This window comes from Cereibacter azotoformans (assembly GCF_021391315.1).
GTDB lineage: Bacteria > Pseudomonadota > Alphaproteobacteria > Rhodobacterales > Rhodobacteraceae > Cereibacter_A > Cereibacter_A azotoformans.
In genome coordinates this window covers 2250567-2265723 of sequence record NZ_CP090021.1, presented here as the reverse complement: position 1 = coordinate 2265723, position 15157 = coordinate 2250567, and the positions used below count along the sequence as shown (strand labels likewise).

The window sequence follows — 15157 nt, the reverse complement described above, 5'->3', positions numbered from 1 at the left end:
GCAGGAACGACGGACGTCTTGACAGCCGCTGCCATCCCAACAGCCTTTTCCAGCCGGACCGCAAGGCCCGCCAGAGGATCGCCTGATGACCGAACAGACCCCCCGCGAGCAGATGGAATATGATGTCGTCATCGTGGGGGGCGGTCCTGCCGGTCTGTCGGCGGCCATCCGTCTGAAACAGCTCGACCCGGATCTGTCGGTCGTCCTGCTCGAGAAAGGGTCCGAGGTGGGCGCGCACATCCTCTCGGGCGCGGTGCTCGATCCGGTGGGGCTGAACGCGCTCATTCCCGACTGGAAGGAGAAGGGCGCGCCGCTGAACACGCCGGTGACCGAGGATCATTTCTTCGTCCTCACCCCTGCGGGCCAGACCATGCTGCCCTCCTGGCCGGTGCCCAAGCTGATGGACAACCACGGCAACTACGTCGTGTCGATGGGCAACGTCTGCCGCTGGCTGGCCACGCAGGCCGAGGAGATGGGGGTGGAGATCTTCCCCGGCATGGCCTGCTCGGAACTGGTCTATGGCGAGACCGGCGAGGTTCGCGGCGTCGTGGCGGGCGAGTTCGGCAGGAACGCCGACGGCACGCCCGGCCCGAACTACGAGCCGGGGATGGAGCTTCTGGGCAAGTATGTGCTGCTGGCCGAAGGCGTGCGCGGCTCGCTCTCGAAGCAGGTGATGGCGAAGTTCGACCTGCGCAATGGCTATGGGCCGCAGAAATACGGCCTCGGCATGAAGGAGATCTGGGAGATCGACCCGGCCAAGCACAAGCCGGGCCGGATCTGGCACACGATGGGCTGGCCGCTGGGCAAGAATGCGGGCGGCGGTTCGTTCATCTATCACGCCGAGAACAATCAGGTCTTCATCGGCCTCGTCGTTCACCTGAACTACGAGAACCCCCACCTCTACCCCTATCAGGAGTTCCAGCGGTTCAAGCACCATCCGATGGTGGCCGAGCTGCTGAAGGGCGGCAAGCGGGTGGCCTACGGCGCGCGCGCGATCTCGGAGGGCGGCTTCCAGTCGCTGCCGAAGATGGTCTTCCCGGGCGGCGCGCTCCTGGGATGCTCGGCAGGCATGGTCAACGTGCCGCGCATCAAGGGCAACCACAATGCGATGCTGTCGGGCAAGGCCGCGGCCGAGGCCGCCCATGCCGCGATCAAGGCCGGCCGGCAGGGCGACGAACTGTCGGACTACGAGCAGGAGGTCCGCACCGGCCCGATCGGCAAGGATCTCTGGAAGGTCCGCAACGTCAAGCCGATCTGGTCGCATCTCGGGCTCTATGCCTCGATGGCGCTGGGCGGGCTCGACATGTGGACGAACAGCCTGTTCAACTTCTCGTTCTTCGGCACGATGAAGCACCACAAGAGCGATGCGGCCGACACCGGGCTGGCCAAGGACTTCGCGCCGATCGACTATCCCAAGCCCGACGGCGTCCTGTCCTTCGACCGGCTGACGAACGTGGCCTTCTCCTTCACCAACCATGAGGAAAGCCAGCCCGCGCATCTCAGGCTCCGCGATCCGTCGGTGCCGATCGTGGTCAACCTGCCGAAGTTCGCGGAGCCCGCGCAACGCTATTGCCCCGCGGGCGTCTATGAGGTGGTGAGCGAGGCCGGACGCGATCCGCGCTTCGTGATCAACTTCCAGAACTGCGTGCACTGCAAGACCTGCGACATCAAGGATCCCAGCCAGAACATCGACTGGGCGACGCCGCAGGGCGGGGATGGCCCGAACTATCCCAACATGTGAGCGTCTGACATTTGCGAGAGCAGCGCGGTTCCGCCCCTGCCTGCATTGCCTTGCCCCCGCGGCAAGACTAGCGTTGCCGGAAAGCGGAGGCGAGTGACGATGGCGAACATCCTGATGCGGCCGGTTCTGGCTCTGGCGCTGGCGGCGCTTCTGCCGGTGACGGCGCAGGGACAGCAACAGGATGCGGGGGCCTATCTCGCCGCCCGCGTCGCCGCGGCCAGCAGCGACTACCGCGCCGCCTCCAACTGGTTCACGCGCGCCCTTGTGGCCGATCCCAACAACCAGAGCCTGATCGAAGGTGCGCTGATCTCGGACTTTTCGCTGGGCGAGCTGGGCAAGGCCGTGCCGCTTGCCACGCGCCTCACCGAGGCGGGGGCAGGGTCGCAGGCGGCGGCCCTCGTGCTGCTTGCGGACCGCGCGGGCCGCGGGGACTATCAGGCGATCCTCACGGCGGATGCGACGGGGCTCGGTCCGCTCGTGGATCGGCTGGCTCTTGCCTGGGCGGCCTTCGGCGCGGGACGCATGTCCGAGGCGCTCGAAGCCTTCGACCAGCTTGCGACGGCGCAGGGGCTTCAGGCCTTCGGCCTCTATCACAAGGCGCTTGCGCTGGCCGCGGCGGGCGACTTCGAGGGCGCGGACGAGATCCTCTCGGGGCGCGACGGCAATGCGCTGCGGGTCATGCGCCGGGGCTCGATCGCCCACGCGCAGATCCTGAGCCAGCTCGACCGCAACGACGACGCGGTGGCCATGCTGAAACAGAGCTTCGGGACCGACGCCGACGCCGGCATCGACGCGCTCGAGGCGCGCCTCCTGGCCGGTGAGACCCTGCCTTACGACGTGGCGCGCAACGCCACCGAAGGGATGGCCGAGATCTTCTTCACCCTTGCGGGCGCCCTCAGCGGCGAGGTGGATGACGGCTCGACCCTGCTCTATGCCCGCACGGCGACCTTCCTGCGGCCCGACCATACCGAGGCCCTGCTGCTCTCGGCGCAGATCCTCGACAATCAGGGCCAGCACCAGCTCGCTTCCGAGACCTACGCGCGCATCCCCACCTCGGACCCGATGTTCTTCGTGGCCGAGATCGGCCGTGCCGAGGCGCTTCGGGCCGATGGCAAGACCGAGGCCTCGCTCGAGGTGCTGCAGGCGGTCGCGCGCAGCCGGTCGGATCTGATGCAGGTCCATCTCGCGCTTGGCGATGCGCTGCGCCGCGAGGAACGCTACGCCGATGCGGTGGCGGCCTATGACGCCGCCATCGCCCGCGTCGCCGCGCCCGAGCGGCAGCACTGGCCGCTCTTTTACAGCCGCGGCATCTGCCACGAGCGGCTCTCGCACTGGACCGAGGCCGAGGCCGACTTCCGCAAGGCCCTCGCGCTCAACCCGGACGAGCCGCAGGTGCTGAACTACCTCGGCTATTCCTTCGTGGATCGGGGCGAGAACCTCGAGGAGGCGCTCTCGATGATCGAGCGCGCCGTCGCCGCGCGCCCCGAGAGCGGCTACATCATCGACAGCCTCGCCTGGGCCTATTTCCGTCTTGGCCGCTATCAGGATGCGGTCGAGCCGATGGAGAAGGCCTCGGTCCTGGAGCCGGTCGATCCGATCGTGACCGACCACCTCGGCGATGTCTATTGGGCCGTCGGGCGCAAGCTCGAGGCCCGTTTCCAGTGGCGCCGCGCGCTCTCCTTCGACCCGGAGGAACAGGAGGCGCAACGCATCCGCCGCAAGCTCGAGGTCGGCCTCGATGCGCTGCTGGCGGAGGAAGGCGCAAAACCCTTGTCCGTAGCCGTAAGAGCGAATGACTGAAGCCTTTGCCCGCGCCAAGATCAACCTGACCCTGCATGTCACCGGCCAGCGGCCGGACGGCTACCATCTCCTTGATTCGCTTGTGGTCTTCGCCGACGTGGGCGACCGGGTGCGGACCGAGCCGGCCGAGGCGCTCAGCCTGGCCATCACGGGTCCACAGGCCGTGAACCTGCCGGTCTCGGACGACAATCTCGTGCTGCGTGCCGCGCGCGCGATGGGCGGGCAGGGCGCGCGGATCACGCTCGAAAAGCACCTGCCGGTGGCCTCGGGGATTGGCGGAGGGTCGGCCGATGCCGCCGCGACGCTGAAGGCGCTGGCCGAGCTTTGGCAACGGCCGCTGCCCGAGGCCGCTGCGGTGCTCCGGCTCGGGGCGGATGTGCCCGTCTGCCTCGAGGGGCGGGCCGTGCGCATGGCCGGCGTGGGCGAGATCCTTGAGCCGCTCGCGGGGCCGCTTCCGCCGGCCTGGCTGGTGCTCGCCAATCCCGGCGTTTCGGTGCCGACGCCGCCCGTCTTCAAGGCCCTGGCCCGCCGTGACAACCCACCGATGCCCGAGCGACTTCCCGACTGGGGCTCGGCCGACGAGCTTGCGGCCTTCCTCGCCGCCATGCGCAACGACCTTGAGGCGCCCGCCATCGCGCTGGCGCCCGAGGTCGCCGAGACCCGTGCCGCGCTGGCGGCCGAGCCCGGCTGCCTCATCGCGCGCATGTCCGGGTCCGGCGCCACCTGCTTTGGCCTCTTTGCCGAGGAGCGCCCGGCCCGCGCGGCGGCCGAGGCGCTGCGGGCCGCGCATCCGGGCTGGTGGATCGAGCCCGCGCGCATGGCGGGCTGAAAAAAGGCGCCCCGAGGGGCGCCTTTCCGGTCTGCGGCCCACGCCTTCGGTCAGGCGATGCGCTCGACCACGAAATCCGCAAGGTCATGCAGCATGTCGCGCAGCGGATGCTCGGGCAGCTGCGTGAGCGACTCGCGCGCCACGGCGACCCAATGCAGCGCGTCCTGCCGCGCGGCCTCCATCGCGCCGTGCCGCGCCATGATCGCATGGGCCTGCGCAAGATCGCCCTCGCGCTGGTCGCCCTTCTCGATCACGCGCTGCCAGAAGGCGCGCTCTTCGGCATCGGCCTTGGCCACCGCCTTGATGACGGGCAGGGTCAGCTTGCGCTCGCGGAAGTCGTCGCCGGTGTTCTTGCCGATCTGGGCATCCGCGCCGCCGTAGTCGAGCAGGTCATCGACGATCTGGAAGGCGATCCCCAGCGCGTCGCCATAGGCGTGAAGCGCCGCAACCTGCGCCTCGGGCACGCCCGCGACCACGCCGCCGACCTCGGTCGCCGCGGCGAACAGCGCCGCCGTCTTGCCACGCACCACCTGCAGGTAGATGTCCTCGGTCGTGCGCAGGTCCTGCGCCGCAGTCAGCTGCAGCACCTCGCCTTCCGAGATCGTGGCCGAGGCGTTGGCGAGGATGTCCATCACGCGCAGCGAGCCGGTCTCGACCATCAGCTGGAAGCTGCGGGCGAAGAGATAGTCGCCGACCAGCACCGAGGACTTGTTGTCCCACAGAAGGTTGGCCGTGGGCTTGCCCCGGCGGCGGTGGCTTTCGTCCACCACATCGTCATGCAGCAGGGTCGCGGTGTGGATGAATTCGACCGTGGCGGCGAGGTGGATGTGATAGGGCCCCTCGTAGCCGCAGAGCCGCGCGGCGGCCAGCGTCAGCAGCGGCCGCAGCCGCTTGCCGCCGGCCTCCACCAGATGCGCCGTCACCTCGGGGATGCGGGGCGCGTGCTTCGAGGCCATCCGCTCGCGGATCAGCCCGTTGACGGCGGCCATGTCCCCGGCCAGCCACGCTGCGAGCCGTTCATGCGGCTTTTGCGAAACCTCGTCCAATCCCATCCCGATCCTGCAACCTGCTCGACAAAGTGAAGCAATGCCGACAATGTCCCCGACATGAAGGAACTGTTGCGCACGACCGACCCGACGATCATCGCCTTCGCCACCGCGCTCCTTCAGGGCGAGGATATAGACGCCTTTCCGGTGGACGTCCACATGAGCGTCCTCGAAGGCTCGATCGGCATATTGCCGCGGCGGCTGTTTGTCCCGGAGGAGGATTGGGCCCGGGCCTGCCGCGTGATGGCCGACAACGGCATTCCCACGACCCCCTGATGTTCGCGCCGGACGAATTGACCGACGACGGATTCCTCGGCGGGCGGCTGAGGGTGCTGCAGCCCGGGCGCGGCTATCGGGCGGCGACCGATCCGGTGTTCCTGGCCGCCGCGGTGCCGGCCCGGCCGGGTCAGAGCGTGCTGGAGCTTGGCTGCGGGGCAGGGGTGGCAAGCCTCTGTCTTGCCGCCCGTGTTCCCGGCCTGCGCCTTGCGGGGCTGGAGGTGCAGCCCGCCTATGCCGAGCTGGCGCGCGTGAACGCCGCGCGCAATGGCGTGAGCCTCGAGGTGGTCGAGGGCGATCTGGCGGCGATGCCGCCCGTCCTGCGCCGGAGCTTCGACCATGTGATCGCGAACCCGCCCTACTACCCCGCGGGCGGCGGCACCGGGGCCACCGACCCCGGCCGCGAGCGGGCGATGCGGGAAGACACGCCCCTCGGGCTCTGGATCGAGGCCGCGGTGCGCCGGCTCGCGCCCCGCGGCATTCTGTCGCTCATCTTCGGGGCTGATCGCCTGCCGGATGCGCTCTCTGCCCTCGATGCGCGCATGGGCTCGATTGCCGTGCTGCCGTTGCAGGCACGCGAGGGACGCGCGGCGAAACGAGTGATCCTTCAATCGCGCAAGGGCGGCCGGGCCCCGTTTCGCCTGTTGCCCCCCTTCCTGCTGCACGAAGGTGCCTGCCATGAGGGCGATGGCGAGAGCTTTACCCCCCCGGCCGCCCACATCCTGCGCAACGGAGGCGATTTCCCGTTCAGGTTGATCTGAGCGGTTGCAAGGATCCGCCAAGAGGCCCGACTTCGCGTGACACGACTCGTCCTTTGTGATGAACTCATGACACTCGGATCATGCACAGGAGGACGAGAATGACTGTCGCTTCGCATCTGCAGGAACTGCGCCGCAGGCACGAGACTCTGTCGGAAAGCGTGGAGAAAGCCCAGCGAAACCCCGCCATCGACGCCCTGAAGATCTCCGAGATGAAGAAACGGAAGCTGAAGCTGAAAGAGGAAATCTCCCGTCTGTCGCAGGCGTGCTGAGTGCGTGGCGCCGGTCTTCGGGTCCGGTGCCCCTTTCCCGTCCGGCGCGGGATGCTTCATCCGCCGGTTGATCCCGACCTGAGGAAATGAAAAGCCGCGCAGGAGGACCTGCGCGGCTTGCTCCGTTCTGCGGCAGGCTCAGGTGAAATACTGGCCGCCGTTGGCCGTGATGGTCGAGCCGGTGATGAAGCCCGCATCGTCCGAGGCGAGGAAGACCACGCAGCGGGCGATCTCCTCGGGCTCGCCCAGGCGGCCGACCGGGATCTGCGGGATGATGCGCTCGTTCAGCACCTTCTCGTCGATGGCGCGAACCATCTCGGTCCCGATGTAGCCCGGGCAGATCGCGTTGACGGTGATCCCGGCCCGCGCGCCTTCCTGCGCCAGCGCCTTTGTGAAGCCGAGGTCGCCGGCCTTGGCGGCCGAATAGTTGGCCTGACCGGCCTGACCCTTCTGCCCGTTGATCGACGAGATGTTGATGATCCGGCCGAACTTGCGGTCGCGCATGCCGGACCAGACCGGATGGGTCATGTTGAAGAGGCCCGAGAGGTTGGTGTCGATCACCTCTTTCCACTGCTCGCGCGTCATCTTGTGGAACATCGAGTCGCGCGTGATCCCGGCGTTGTTCACCAGAACCGCAACGGGTCCGAGCTCGGCCTCGACCCGGGCGATGCCCTCGGCGCAGGCGTCATAATCGGCCACCGACCACTTGTAGGTCTTGATGCCGGTTTCGGCGGTGAACTTCTGCGCGGCCTCGTCATTGCCCGCGTAGTTCGCGGCGACGGTGTAGCCCGCGTTCTTCAGAGCGAGCGAGATGGCGGCGCCAATCCCCCGCGAACCTCCGGTAACCAGAGCGACTTTCGACATGATTCCTCCTCAGCAGATCTGCCTGTGAAAGACTGTTATCGTTCGAAGCTCGGGGGCGCAATTAAATTGCGCCCCCGTTTTCTGCATCTGCGAAAGGATCAGGGGCGTTCGAGGCACATGGCGACGCCCATGCCGCCACCGATGCAGAGCGTGGCGAGGCCGCGCTTCGCGTCGCGCCGCTTCATCTCGAACAGGAGCGTGTTGAGCACGCGCGCGCCCGAGGCGCCGATCGGGTGACCGATGGCGATGGCGCCGCCGTTCACGTTCACGATGGACGGATCCCAGCCCATGTCCTTGTTCACAGCGCAGGCCTGCGCGGCAAAGGCCTCGTTGGCCTCGACCAGATCGAGGTCTCCGACCTTCCAGCCGGCCTTCTCCAGCGCCTTGCGGCTGGCGTGGATCGGACCCACGCCCATGATCGACGGATCAAGCCCCGCGGTGGCGTAGGAGGCGATGCGGGCCAGCGGCGTCAGGCCCCGCTTCTCGGCCTCGTCGGCGCTCATCACCAGCACGGCGGCCGCGCCGTCGTTGATGCCCGAGGCATTGGCCGCGGTCACGGTGCCGTCCTTGATGAAGGCGGGGCGCAGCTTGGTCATCCCGTCGATCGTCGCGCCGTGGCGGATGTATTCGTCGGCGTCCACCGTCACGTCGCCCTTGCGGGTCTTGATGGTGAAGGCCACGATCTCGTCGGCGAACTTGCCCGCCTTCTGGGCGGCCTCGGCCTTGTTCTGGCTGGCCAGCGCGAACTCGTCCTGCATGTCGCGGCTGATCTGCCATTTCGCGGCGACGTTCTCGGCGGTCTGGCCCATATGATAGCCGTTGAAGGCGTCCCACAGCCCGTCCTTGATCATCGAGTCGATGAAGTTCAGGTCACCCATCTTCTGCCCGGCCCGCAGATGCGCGACATGGGGCGAGAGGCTCATGTTCTCCTGCCCGCCCGCCACGACGATCGAGGCGTCGCCAAGCTGCACATGCTGGGCGGCCAGCGCCACCGCGCGCAGACCCGAACCGCAGACCTGGTTGATGCTCCAGGCGGCGCTCTCTTGCGGCAGGCCGGCCTTGATGTGGGCCTGACGCGCCGGGTTCTGCCCCTGGCCCGCCGTCAGCACCTGCCCGAGGATCGTCTCGCTCACGTCGGACTTGTCGATACCGGCGCGGGCGACCACGGCCTCGATCACGGCGGCGCCGAGATCATGGGCCGGCGTGTTGGCGAAGGCTCCGTTGAAGCTGCCGACGGCCGTGCGCGCCGCCGACACGATTACCACGTTGGTCATGTCCTATCCTCTCCCTTGAGCCGGTGCCGGCAGAGGGCATTCTCCGCCGCTGTGCAGAAAACGGGTAAGCACCGGAGGGCCATTGCGCAAGATGTTTGCGCTGCCAGGCGCCGACCGGCGCGGGGGAGGGCAGGGGTCAGGCGATCAGGCGCGTGCCCGTGGCCTGCCAGGCCGGCTGGGTGCAGGGTCTGCCAAAGAGGTAGCCCTGCAGGCAATCCACCCCGGCCGCACAAAGCCACTCGGCCTCCTCGGCGGTCTCGACGGTTTCGGCCACCGTGAGCATGTCGAAGTGCCGGCCAACCGACAGCATGGCCTGCGTCAGCACCTGGTTGTCGGGGTCGCGGTGGATGTTGCGGATGAACTGGCCGTCGATCTTGATGATGTCGAAGAAGAAGTCCTTGAGATAGCGGAAGGCGGTGAAGCCTGCGCCGAAATCGTCGAGGGCGAAGGAGATGCCTGCGCGCTGCAACGCGTCCATGAAGGGCAGGACAAGCTCTGGCACCTCCATGGCCGAGCTTTCCGTGATCTCCAGGATCAGCCGTGGCCCGAGATCCGGATCGGCGCGCAGGGCGCCCTGCAGGATCTGCATCCAGCGGCTGTGGCCGATCGAGCGCGCCGACATGTTGATCGAGAGCCTGAGCCCCGGATGGCGCGCAAGAGTGGCCAGACCCTTCTCGAGCGAGACGCAGTCGATGAGCCGACCGAGGTCCTGCGTCTCGACGGCCGACATGAAGTCGCGGGCGGGAATGATGCGGCCCGTCTCGTCCAGAACCCGGATCAGCCCTTCGTGGAAGACGGTCCGCGCCGCCTCGGACGCCACCACGACGGGCTGCCAGGCCAGCATCAGCCGGTCGGCCCGGAGGGCCTGTTCCACCATCCGCAGGGTTTGCCTCTCGATCCCGTCCGCTGCGAAATCGTGAGGGTCTCCCGGCGAAGCCGCATCCAGTTTGCGTTTCTGTGTCATACCGGCACCCAACCCCATGCAAAATCCGATGACAGATTGCCGCCACAACCGTAAAGGAAACGTTCAGACATCCATTTCTATCATTCGGATATGAACCCCATACGCTGCCCCTGGTGCGGACAGGATCCGCTCTACACCGACTACCATGACACGGAATGGGGCGTTCCCGAGTGGAACTCCCGTGCCCTCTGGGAGAAACTCATCCTCGACGGCTTTCAGGCGGGCCTGGCGTGGATTACCATCCTGAGAAAACGTGAGGCGTTCCGCGCGGCCTTCGAAGGGTTCGAACCGCTCGTGATCGCCTCCTGGGGTGAGGCCGAGGTGGCGCGGTTGCTGGCCGATGCGGGCATCGTGCGCCATCGCGGCAAGATCGAGGCCACCATCGGCAATGCCCGGGCCTTCCTTGCGGTCGAGGAAAAGACGGCGTTCTCGGACTTCCTCTGGAAGCATGTGGACGGGCGGCCGGTGCAGAACCGTTTCGCCAGCATGGCCGAGGTTCCGACCGAGACGGCCGCCGCGCGGGCCCTGTCGAAGGAGCTGAGGGCGAACGGCTTCCGGTTCTGCGGGCCGACCATCACCTATGCCTTCATGCAGGCCACCGGCATGGTGAACGACCATCTGGTGAGCTGTGCGGCGCATGACCGCTGCGCCCGGCTGGCCGAGACCTGAAGGGCGTCAGGGACGCGGCGAGGCCGCCCGGCGCAGCCGGTCGTTGATCGCGCGGCCGAGCCCCCTCTCGGGCACCGGGGCGACGGCGATCGGCCGGCCCAGCCGGTCGGCCTGCCGCAGCAGATGGAAGAGGTTGGCCGCCGCCTCGACGAGGTCGCCGCCGGGCGACAGGTTCAGCGGACCGCCGGTGCGCCCGAAGCCGATCCAGGTTTCGTCCGGCGCGGCCTCGGTGGCGCCCAGCCGAACGGGCGCGTCGGGCGCGTAGTGCGAGGAGAGCTGGCCCGGCGCCGATGGCCGCTCGGAGCTGCCGCCGGTGATCAGCGGCTGGCCGATGCAGTCCTCCAGCGCCTCGACGGGCAGCCCGCCGGGCCGGAGCAGGAGCGGCGGATCCCCCGGCGCGACGATGGTCGATTCCACCCCCACCTCGCAGGCGCCGCCGTCGAGCACCGCCTCGATCCGCCCGGCCAGCCCCTCCAGCACATGTTCGGGACGGGTCGGGCTGACGCGGCCCGAGGGATTGGCCGACGGCGCGGCCAGCGGGCCCCCGAAGGCGCGCATCAGCCGCTGGGCAAGCGGGTGGGCGGGCACCCGGATCGCCACCGTCGGAAGGCCGGCCGACACGAGGGGCGAGACCGGCTCGCCCTCGAGCGGCAGGACGAGGGTCAGGGGGCCGGGCCAGAAGGTCTCGGCCAGCCGCAGCGCCTCGGCGTCGAACCGGGCGTAACGGCAGGCGGCCTCCAGATCCGGCACATGGACGATCAGCGGGTTGAACTGCGGCCGGCCCTTCGCCTCGAAGATCCGCGCCACGGCCCGGTCGTTACGCGCGTCGCCCGCGAGGCCATAGACCGTCTCGGTCGGCAGAGCCACGAGCCCGCCCCCGGCCAGGATCCGGGCGGCTTCGGCCACACCTTCGGGCGTGGCGGGCAGAAGGCGGGTGTCAATCATCGCGTGACGCAGCGTTCGAGCTTGAGGATGGAGGCGCGTGAGGTAGGCTTCGGGCTGACTTAGACCCGTCCGGCGCCTTTGCCAAGGCAGCCCCTCCCGGAGGACCCAATGCCCTATCGCGCCCCCCTGGCAGACTACCGCTTCCTTCTGGGCCATGTGGTCGGCCTCGATCAGGTGGCCGCGACGGACCGCTTCGCGGAAGCGACGCCCGAAACGGTCGAGGCGATCCTGACCGAGGCGGGCAAGCTCTGCGAGGAGGTGCTGGCGCCTCTGCAGCGGCCGGGCGACATGCATCCCGCGCGGCTCGAGAACGGGGTCGTGCGCACCCCGCCGGGCTACGCCGAGGGATACCGCGCCATCGCCGAGGGCGGCTGGGTCGGGATTGCGGCCGATCCCGCGCACGGCGGGATGGGCCTGCCCATGGCGGTGACGACGGCGGTGAACGAGATGATGTCGGCGGCCTGCCTGTCGCTGCAACTGAACCCGCTGCTGACGCAGGGCCAGATCGAGGCGCTCGAGCATCACGCTTCGGACGAGCTGAAGGCGCTCTATCTGCCGAAACTCATCTCGGGCGAGTGGAGCGGCACCATGAACCTGACCGAGCCGCAGGCGGGCTCGGACGTGGGGGCCGTTCGGACAAGGGCCGAGCCGCTTCCCGACGGGACCCATGCGATCACCGGCCAGAAGATCTACATCACCTGGGGCGACACCGACTTCAACGCGAACGTCTGCCATCTGGTGCTGGCGCGCCTGCCGGACGCCGAGCCGGGCACACGCGGGATCAGCCTCTTCCTCGTGCCGAAATTCCTGCCCGACGCGGACGGCAACCCGGGGCCCCGCAACGCGGTCTCGGTGGTGAGCCTCGAGGAGAAGCTGGGCCTGCATGGCTCGCCCACGGCGGTGATGGATTACGCCGAAGCGAAGGGTTGGCTGGTGGGGGCGCCGCACAAGGGGATGGCCGCCATGTTCACCATGATGAACAACGCCCGCCTCGGCGTGGGGGCGCAGGGCGTGGGTGTGGCCGAGGCCGCGACGCAGGCCGCCGTGGCCTATGCGATGGAGCGGCGGCAGGGCGGGCAGGGCACCATCATCGGCCATGCCGACGTGCGGCGGATGCTGGCGGTGATGCGCGCCGAGACCTTCTCGGCGCGCGCCATCGCGCTGGCCTGCGCGGTGGCGATCGACATGGGCCGCGCGACGGGTCAGGCCGAGTGGCAGGCGCGGGCGGCGCTGCTGACGCCGATCGCCAAGGCCTACGGCACCGATGTGGGGATCGAGGTCGCCTCGATGGGGGTGCAGGTCCACGGCGGCACGGGCTTCATCGAGGGCACCGGCGCGGCGCAGTTCCTGCGCGACGTGCGGGTGACGGCGATCTACGAGGGCACGAACGGCATCCAGGCGATGGACCTCGTGGGGCGCAAGATGATGGACGGCGGCGAGGCCGCCTTCCGCCTGCTGCAGGAGATCGAGGACGCGGCCGAGACCGCGCGCCACACGCGGCCCGAGCTGGCCAACGATGTCTGGGCCGCGACCGAGGCGCTGCGCGAGGCGACCGAGCTTCTGGTGGGGCAGGAGATGCAGGACCGTTTCGCCGGCGCGGTTCCCTACTTGCGCGCCTTCGCCCGCGTGCTGGGCGCGCATTACCACCTGACGGCCGCCGTGGCCGATCCCGCGCGCGAGCCGCTGGCGCGGGTCGCGATCCGCAGGCTCCTGCCCGAACATGCGGCGCTTCTCGCGCAGGTGCGCGAGGGGGCAGCGGGTCTCTATGCGCTCTCGCCCGAGGATCTTGCGGCGTGACCTGCCAGATCCGCACGCCCTTCGGGATGCCTCCCGAAGAGGGCGCCGCCATTCCGCTGGCCGAAGGGGTGCTCTGGCTGCGCCTGCCGCTGCCGATGCAGCTCGACCATGTGAATGTCTTTGCGCTGGATGACGGCGACGGCTGGACGCTGGTCGATACCGGCTTCGACAGCCGCCGTGGCCGCGCGATCTGGGAGCGTCTGATGGCGGGGCCGCTGGGCGGGCGGCCGGTCCGGCGGGTGATCGTGACCCATTACCATCCCGATCATGTGGGCCTCGCCGGCTGGTTCCAGTCGATGGGGGCCGAGCTTGTGACGACCCGCACCTCGTGGCTTTACGCGCGGATGCTGGTGCTGGATGTGCAGGAGGTGCCCGCGGCCGAGACGCTGGACTTCTGGCGCGGCGCGGGGATGCCTCCGGCCATGCTGGCCGAGCGCGCGGCCGAGCGTCCCTTCAACTTCTCCGACATGGTGGCGCCGCTGCCGCTGGGCTTCACCCGGATCGTCGAGGGCTCGGAACTCGTGGCGGGCGGGCGGCGCTGGCGGGTGCGGATCGGGCACGGCCACGCGCCCGAACATGCCACGCTCTGGAGTCTCGACGACGATCTCGTGCTGGGCGGCGACCAGCTTCTGCCGGGGATCTCGGCCAACATCGGCGTCTATGCCTCCGAGCCCGAGGCCGACCCGCTGGCCGACTGGCTCGAGTCCTGCCGGGCCTTTCAGGCGCATGCGGAGGCGCGGCATCTGGTCCTGCCCGGTCACAAGCTGCCCTTCACCGGCCTGCCGCTCCGCCTGCGCCAGATGATCGAGAACCACGAGGGCGCGCTCGACCGCCTGCGCGCGCATCTCGTGGAACCTCGGACGGCCGTCCAGTGTTTTGTGCCGTTGTTCGGGCGCGAACTCACCGGCACCGCCTATGGAATGGGGCTGGTCGAGGCGGTGGCGCATCTGAACCACCTCTGGCACCGCGGAGAGGCGGTTCGGCGGCGCGGGTCGGAGGGCGCGTGGATCTGGCAGCGGGCGGGGGACTGACCGCCGTCCGATCCGGTGCCCGGGGCCGAACCGCGTGACAGAAGCGAGGAAGTCGGATAGATGGCGAAAGACAACAAGGGAACCGGACCGATGGCAGATCACACGCACCCCGCGCACGGGCATGTGCCCGGCACGATGGACATCCGCGAGCAGCAGAAGACCTTTGCGGCCTTCATCCGCATGGTCTCGTGGGGCGCGGTCATCATCGTCGCCGTCCTGATCTTCCTCGCCCTCGCCAACGTCTGACGCCTCCTGCGGGCGACGCACACTGGACAGATCATGCGCCACTTCCTCTTCTGCGTCGCCTTCCTGGCGCTGGCCGCCTGTGGCGGTGCCGAGCCGGTCTGGGCGCCGGACGAACAGGTGACCCGCGCCCAGTTTGTCTCGGACGAACCGACCTCGATCACCCTTTTCACCGTGACGCGGGTGATGGACGGGGCGGGGGCTCATTCGGGGCTGCTGATCAACGGCTCGCAGGTGATCATGTTCGATCCCGCGGGCAGCTGGCACCATCCCGCGCTGCCCGAGCGGAACGACGTCCATTTCGGTGTCACGCCGAAGGTCGTGTCCTACTACATCGACTATCACGCGCGCGAGACCTTCGACGTGCATGAGCAGACGGTGCTGGTCTCGCCCGACATCGCCGAGACGGTGATGCGGCGGGCGATGGCCTATGGCGCGGTGCCCAAGGCCAACTGCGCGCGCGCGATCTCGACCATCCTGCACGGCACGCCGGGGATGGAGCAGATCGGCGTGACATGGTTCCCGAACCGGCTCAGGGCCGAGTTCGACAAGCTGCCGGGCGTCACCACCCGCACCATCCGCGACGACGATGCCGACGACAATCACGGCGTGCTGATCGTCCAGCAGGGCGATCCGCGGCTGGGCTGA

Annotated in this window: 16 protein-coding genes; 11 read left to right on the top strand and 5 right to left on the bottom strand. The window is 68.7% G+C overall.

Annotated features, from left to right (window positions below; all coding sequences use genetic code 11):
- Positions 1-85: 85 nt before the first annotated feature.
- The 3 genes from LV780_RS11310 (at position 86) to LV780_RS11300 (ending at position 4370) form a co-directional block, all read left to right on the top strand.
- A complete protein-coding gene (locus tag LV780_RS11310; RefSeq protein ID WP_108220973.1) occupies positions 86-1741 on the top strand; it encodes an electron transfer flavoprotein-ubiquinone oxidoreductase in 1656 nt (551 codons plus the stop codon).
- Between the two features lie 99 nt (positions 1742-1840).
- A complete protein-coding gene (locus tag LV780_RS11305; RefSeq protein ID WP_108220974.1) occupies positions 1841-3541 on the top strand; it encodes a tetratricopeptide repeat protein in 1701 nt (566 codons plus the stop codon).
- Positions 3534-4370, top strand: coding sequence for a 4-(cytidine 5'-diphospho)-2-C-methyl-D-erythritol kinase (locus LV780_RS11300; RefSeq protein ID WP_011909429.1), 837 nt, complete (start codon positions 3534-3536; stop codon positions 4368-4370). The genes LV780_RS11305 and LV780_RS11300 overlap by 8 nt, the downstream gene beginning before the upstream one ends.
- 50 nt (positions 4371-4420) lie before the next feature.
- Here the strand turns inward: LV780_RS11300 and LV780_RS11295 are convergent, their stop codons facing one another.
- Positions 4421-5422, bottom strand: coding sequence for a polyprenyl synthetase family protein (locus LV780_RS11295; RefSeq protein WP_011909428.1), 1002 nt, complete (start codon positions 5420-5422; stop codon positions 4421-4423).
- Between the two features lie 54 nt (positions 5423-5476).
- Between LV780_RS11295 and LV780_RS11290 the strand changes: the two genes are divergently transcribed.
- The 3 genes from LV780_RS11290 (at position 5477) to LV780_RS11280 (ending at position 6722) form a co-directional block, all read left to right on the top strand.
- The gene (locus LV780_RS11290; protein WP_044248270.1) at positions 5477-5692 is read left to right on the top strand and encodes a putative signal transducing protein; all 216 of its coding nucleotides are present in this window, start codon (positions 5477-5479) and stop codon (positions 5690-5692) included.
- Entirely contained in the window at positions 5692-6453 is a 762-nt protein-coding gene (locus tag LV780_RS11285; protein ID WP_108220975.1) for a tRNA1(Val) (adenine(37)-N6)-methyltransferase, read from the top strand. Before LV780_RS11290 ends, LV780_RS11285 begins: the two co-directional genes overlap by 1 nt.
- 98 nt (positions 6454-6551) lie before the next feature.
- Positions 6552-6722 (top strand): YdcH family protein, encoded by a 171-nt coding sequence (locus LV780_RS11280; RefSeq protein ID WP_080517441.1) that lies wholly within the window; start codon positions 6552-6554, stop codon positions 6720-6722.
- A gap of 138 nt (positions 6723-6860) precedes the next feature.
- Here the strand turns inward: LV780_RS11280 and phbB are convergent, their stop codons facing one another.
- The 3 genes from phbB to LV780_RS11265 form a co-directional block, all read right to left on the bottom strand.
- The gene (gene phbB / locus LV780_RS11275; protein WP_011909425.1) at positions 6861-7586 is read right to left on the bottom strand and encodes a beta-ketoacyl-ACP reductase; all 726 of its coding nucleotides are present in this window, start codon (positions 7584-7586) and stop codon (positions 6861-6863) included.
- Between the two features lie 98 nt (positions 7587-7684).
- Positions 7685-8860 (bottom strand): acetyl-CoA C-acetyltransferase, encoded by a 1176-nt coding sequence (locus LV780_RS11270; protein ID WP_011909424.1) that lies wholly within the window; start codon positions 8858-8860, stop codon positions 7685-7687.
- Between the two features lie 136 nt (positions 8861-8996).
- Positions 8997-9824, bottom strand: a complete 828-nt coding sequence (locus tag LV780_RS11265; RefSeq protein WP_108220976.1) for an EAL domain-containing protein — start codon at positions 9822-9824, stop codon at positions 8997-8999.
- 90 nt (positions 9825-9914) lie between these two features.
- Between LV780_RS11265 and LV780_RS11260 the strand changes: the two genes are divergently transcribed.
- Positions 9915-10493: a DNA-3-methyladenine glycosylase I gene (locus LV780_RS11260; protein ID WP_108220977.1), complete on the top strand. Its 579-nt coding sequence runs from the start codon at positions 9915-9917 to the stop codon at positions 10491-10493.
- Positions 10494-10499: 6 nt separating this feature from the next.
- On the opposite strand, the gene LV780_RS11255 is transcribed toward LV780_RS11260, so the two are convergent.
- Complete coding sequence (locus LV780_RS11255; protein ID WP_108220978.1) at positions 10500-11438, bottom strand: L-threonylcarbamoyladenylate synthase; 939 nt, start codon at positions 11436-11438, stop codon at positions 10500-10502.
- A gap of 108 nt (positions 11439-11546) precedes the next feature.
- Between LV780_RS11255 and LV780_RS11250 the strand changes: the two genes are divergently transcribed.
- The 4 genes from LV780_RS11250 to LV780_RS11235 are packed head-to-tail and all read left to right on the top strand — an operon-like array spanning position 11547 to position 15157.
- Positions 11547-13235: an acyl-CoA dehydrogenase gene (locus LV780_RS11250; RefSeq protein ID WP_108220979.1), complete on the top strand. Its 1689-nt coding sequence runs from the start codon at positions 11547-11549 to the stop codon at positions 13233-13235.
- Positions 13232-14266 (top strand): MBL fold metallo-hydrolase, encoded by a 1035-nt coding sequence (locus LV780_RS11245; protein ID WP_108220980.1) that lies wholly within the window; start codon positions 13232-13234, stop codon positions 14264-14266. Before LV780_RS11250 ends, LV780_RS11245 begins: the two co-directional genes overlap by 4 nt.
- 60 nt (positions 14267-14326) lie before the next feature.
- Positions 14327-14512: an aa3-type cytochrome c oxidase subunit IV gene (locus LV780_RS11240; protein WP_011909418.1), complete on the top strand. Its 186-nt coding sequence runs from the start codon at positions 14327-14329 to the stop codon at positions 14510-14512.
- A 33-nt stretch (positions 14513-14545) separates the two neighbouring features.
- Entirely contained in the window at positions 14546-15157 is a 612-nt protein-coding gene (locus LV780_RS11235) for a hypothetical protein (protein ID WP_011909417.1), read from the top strand.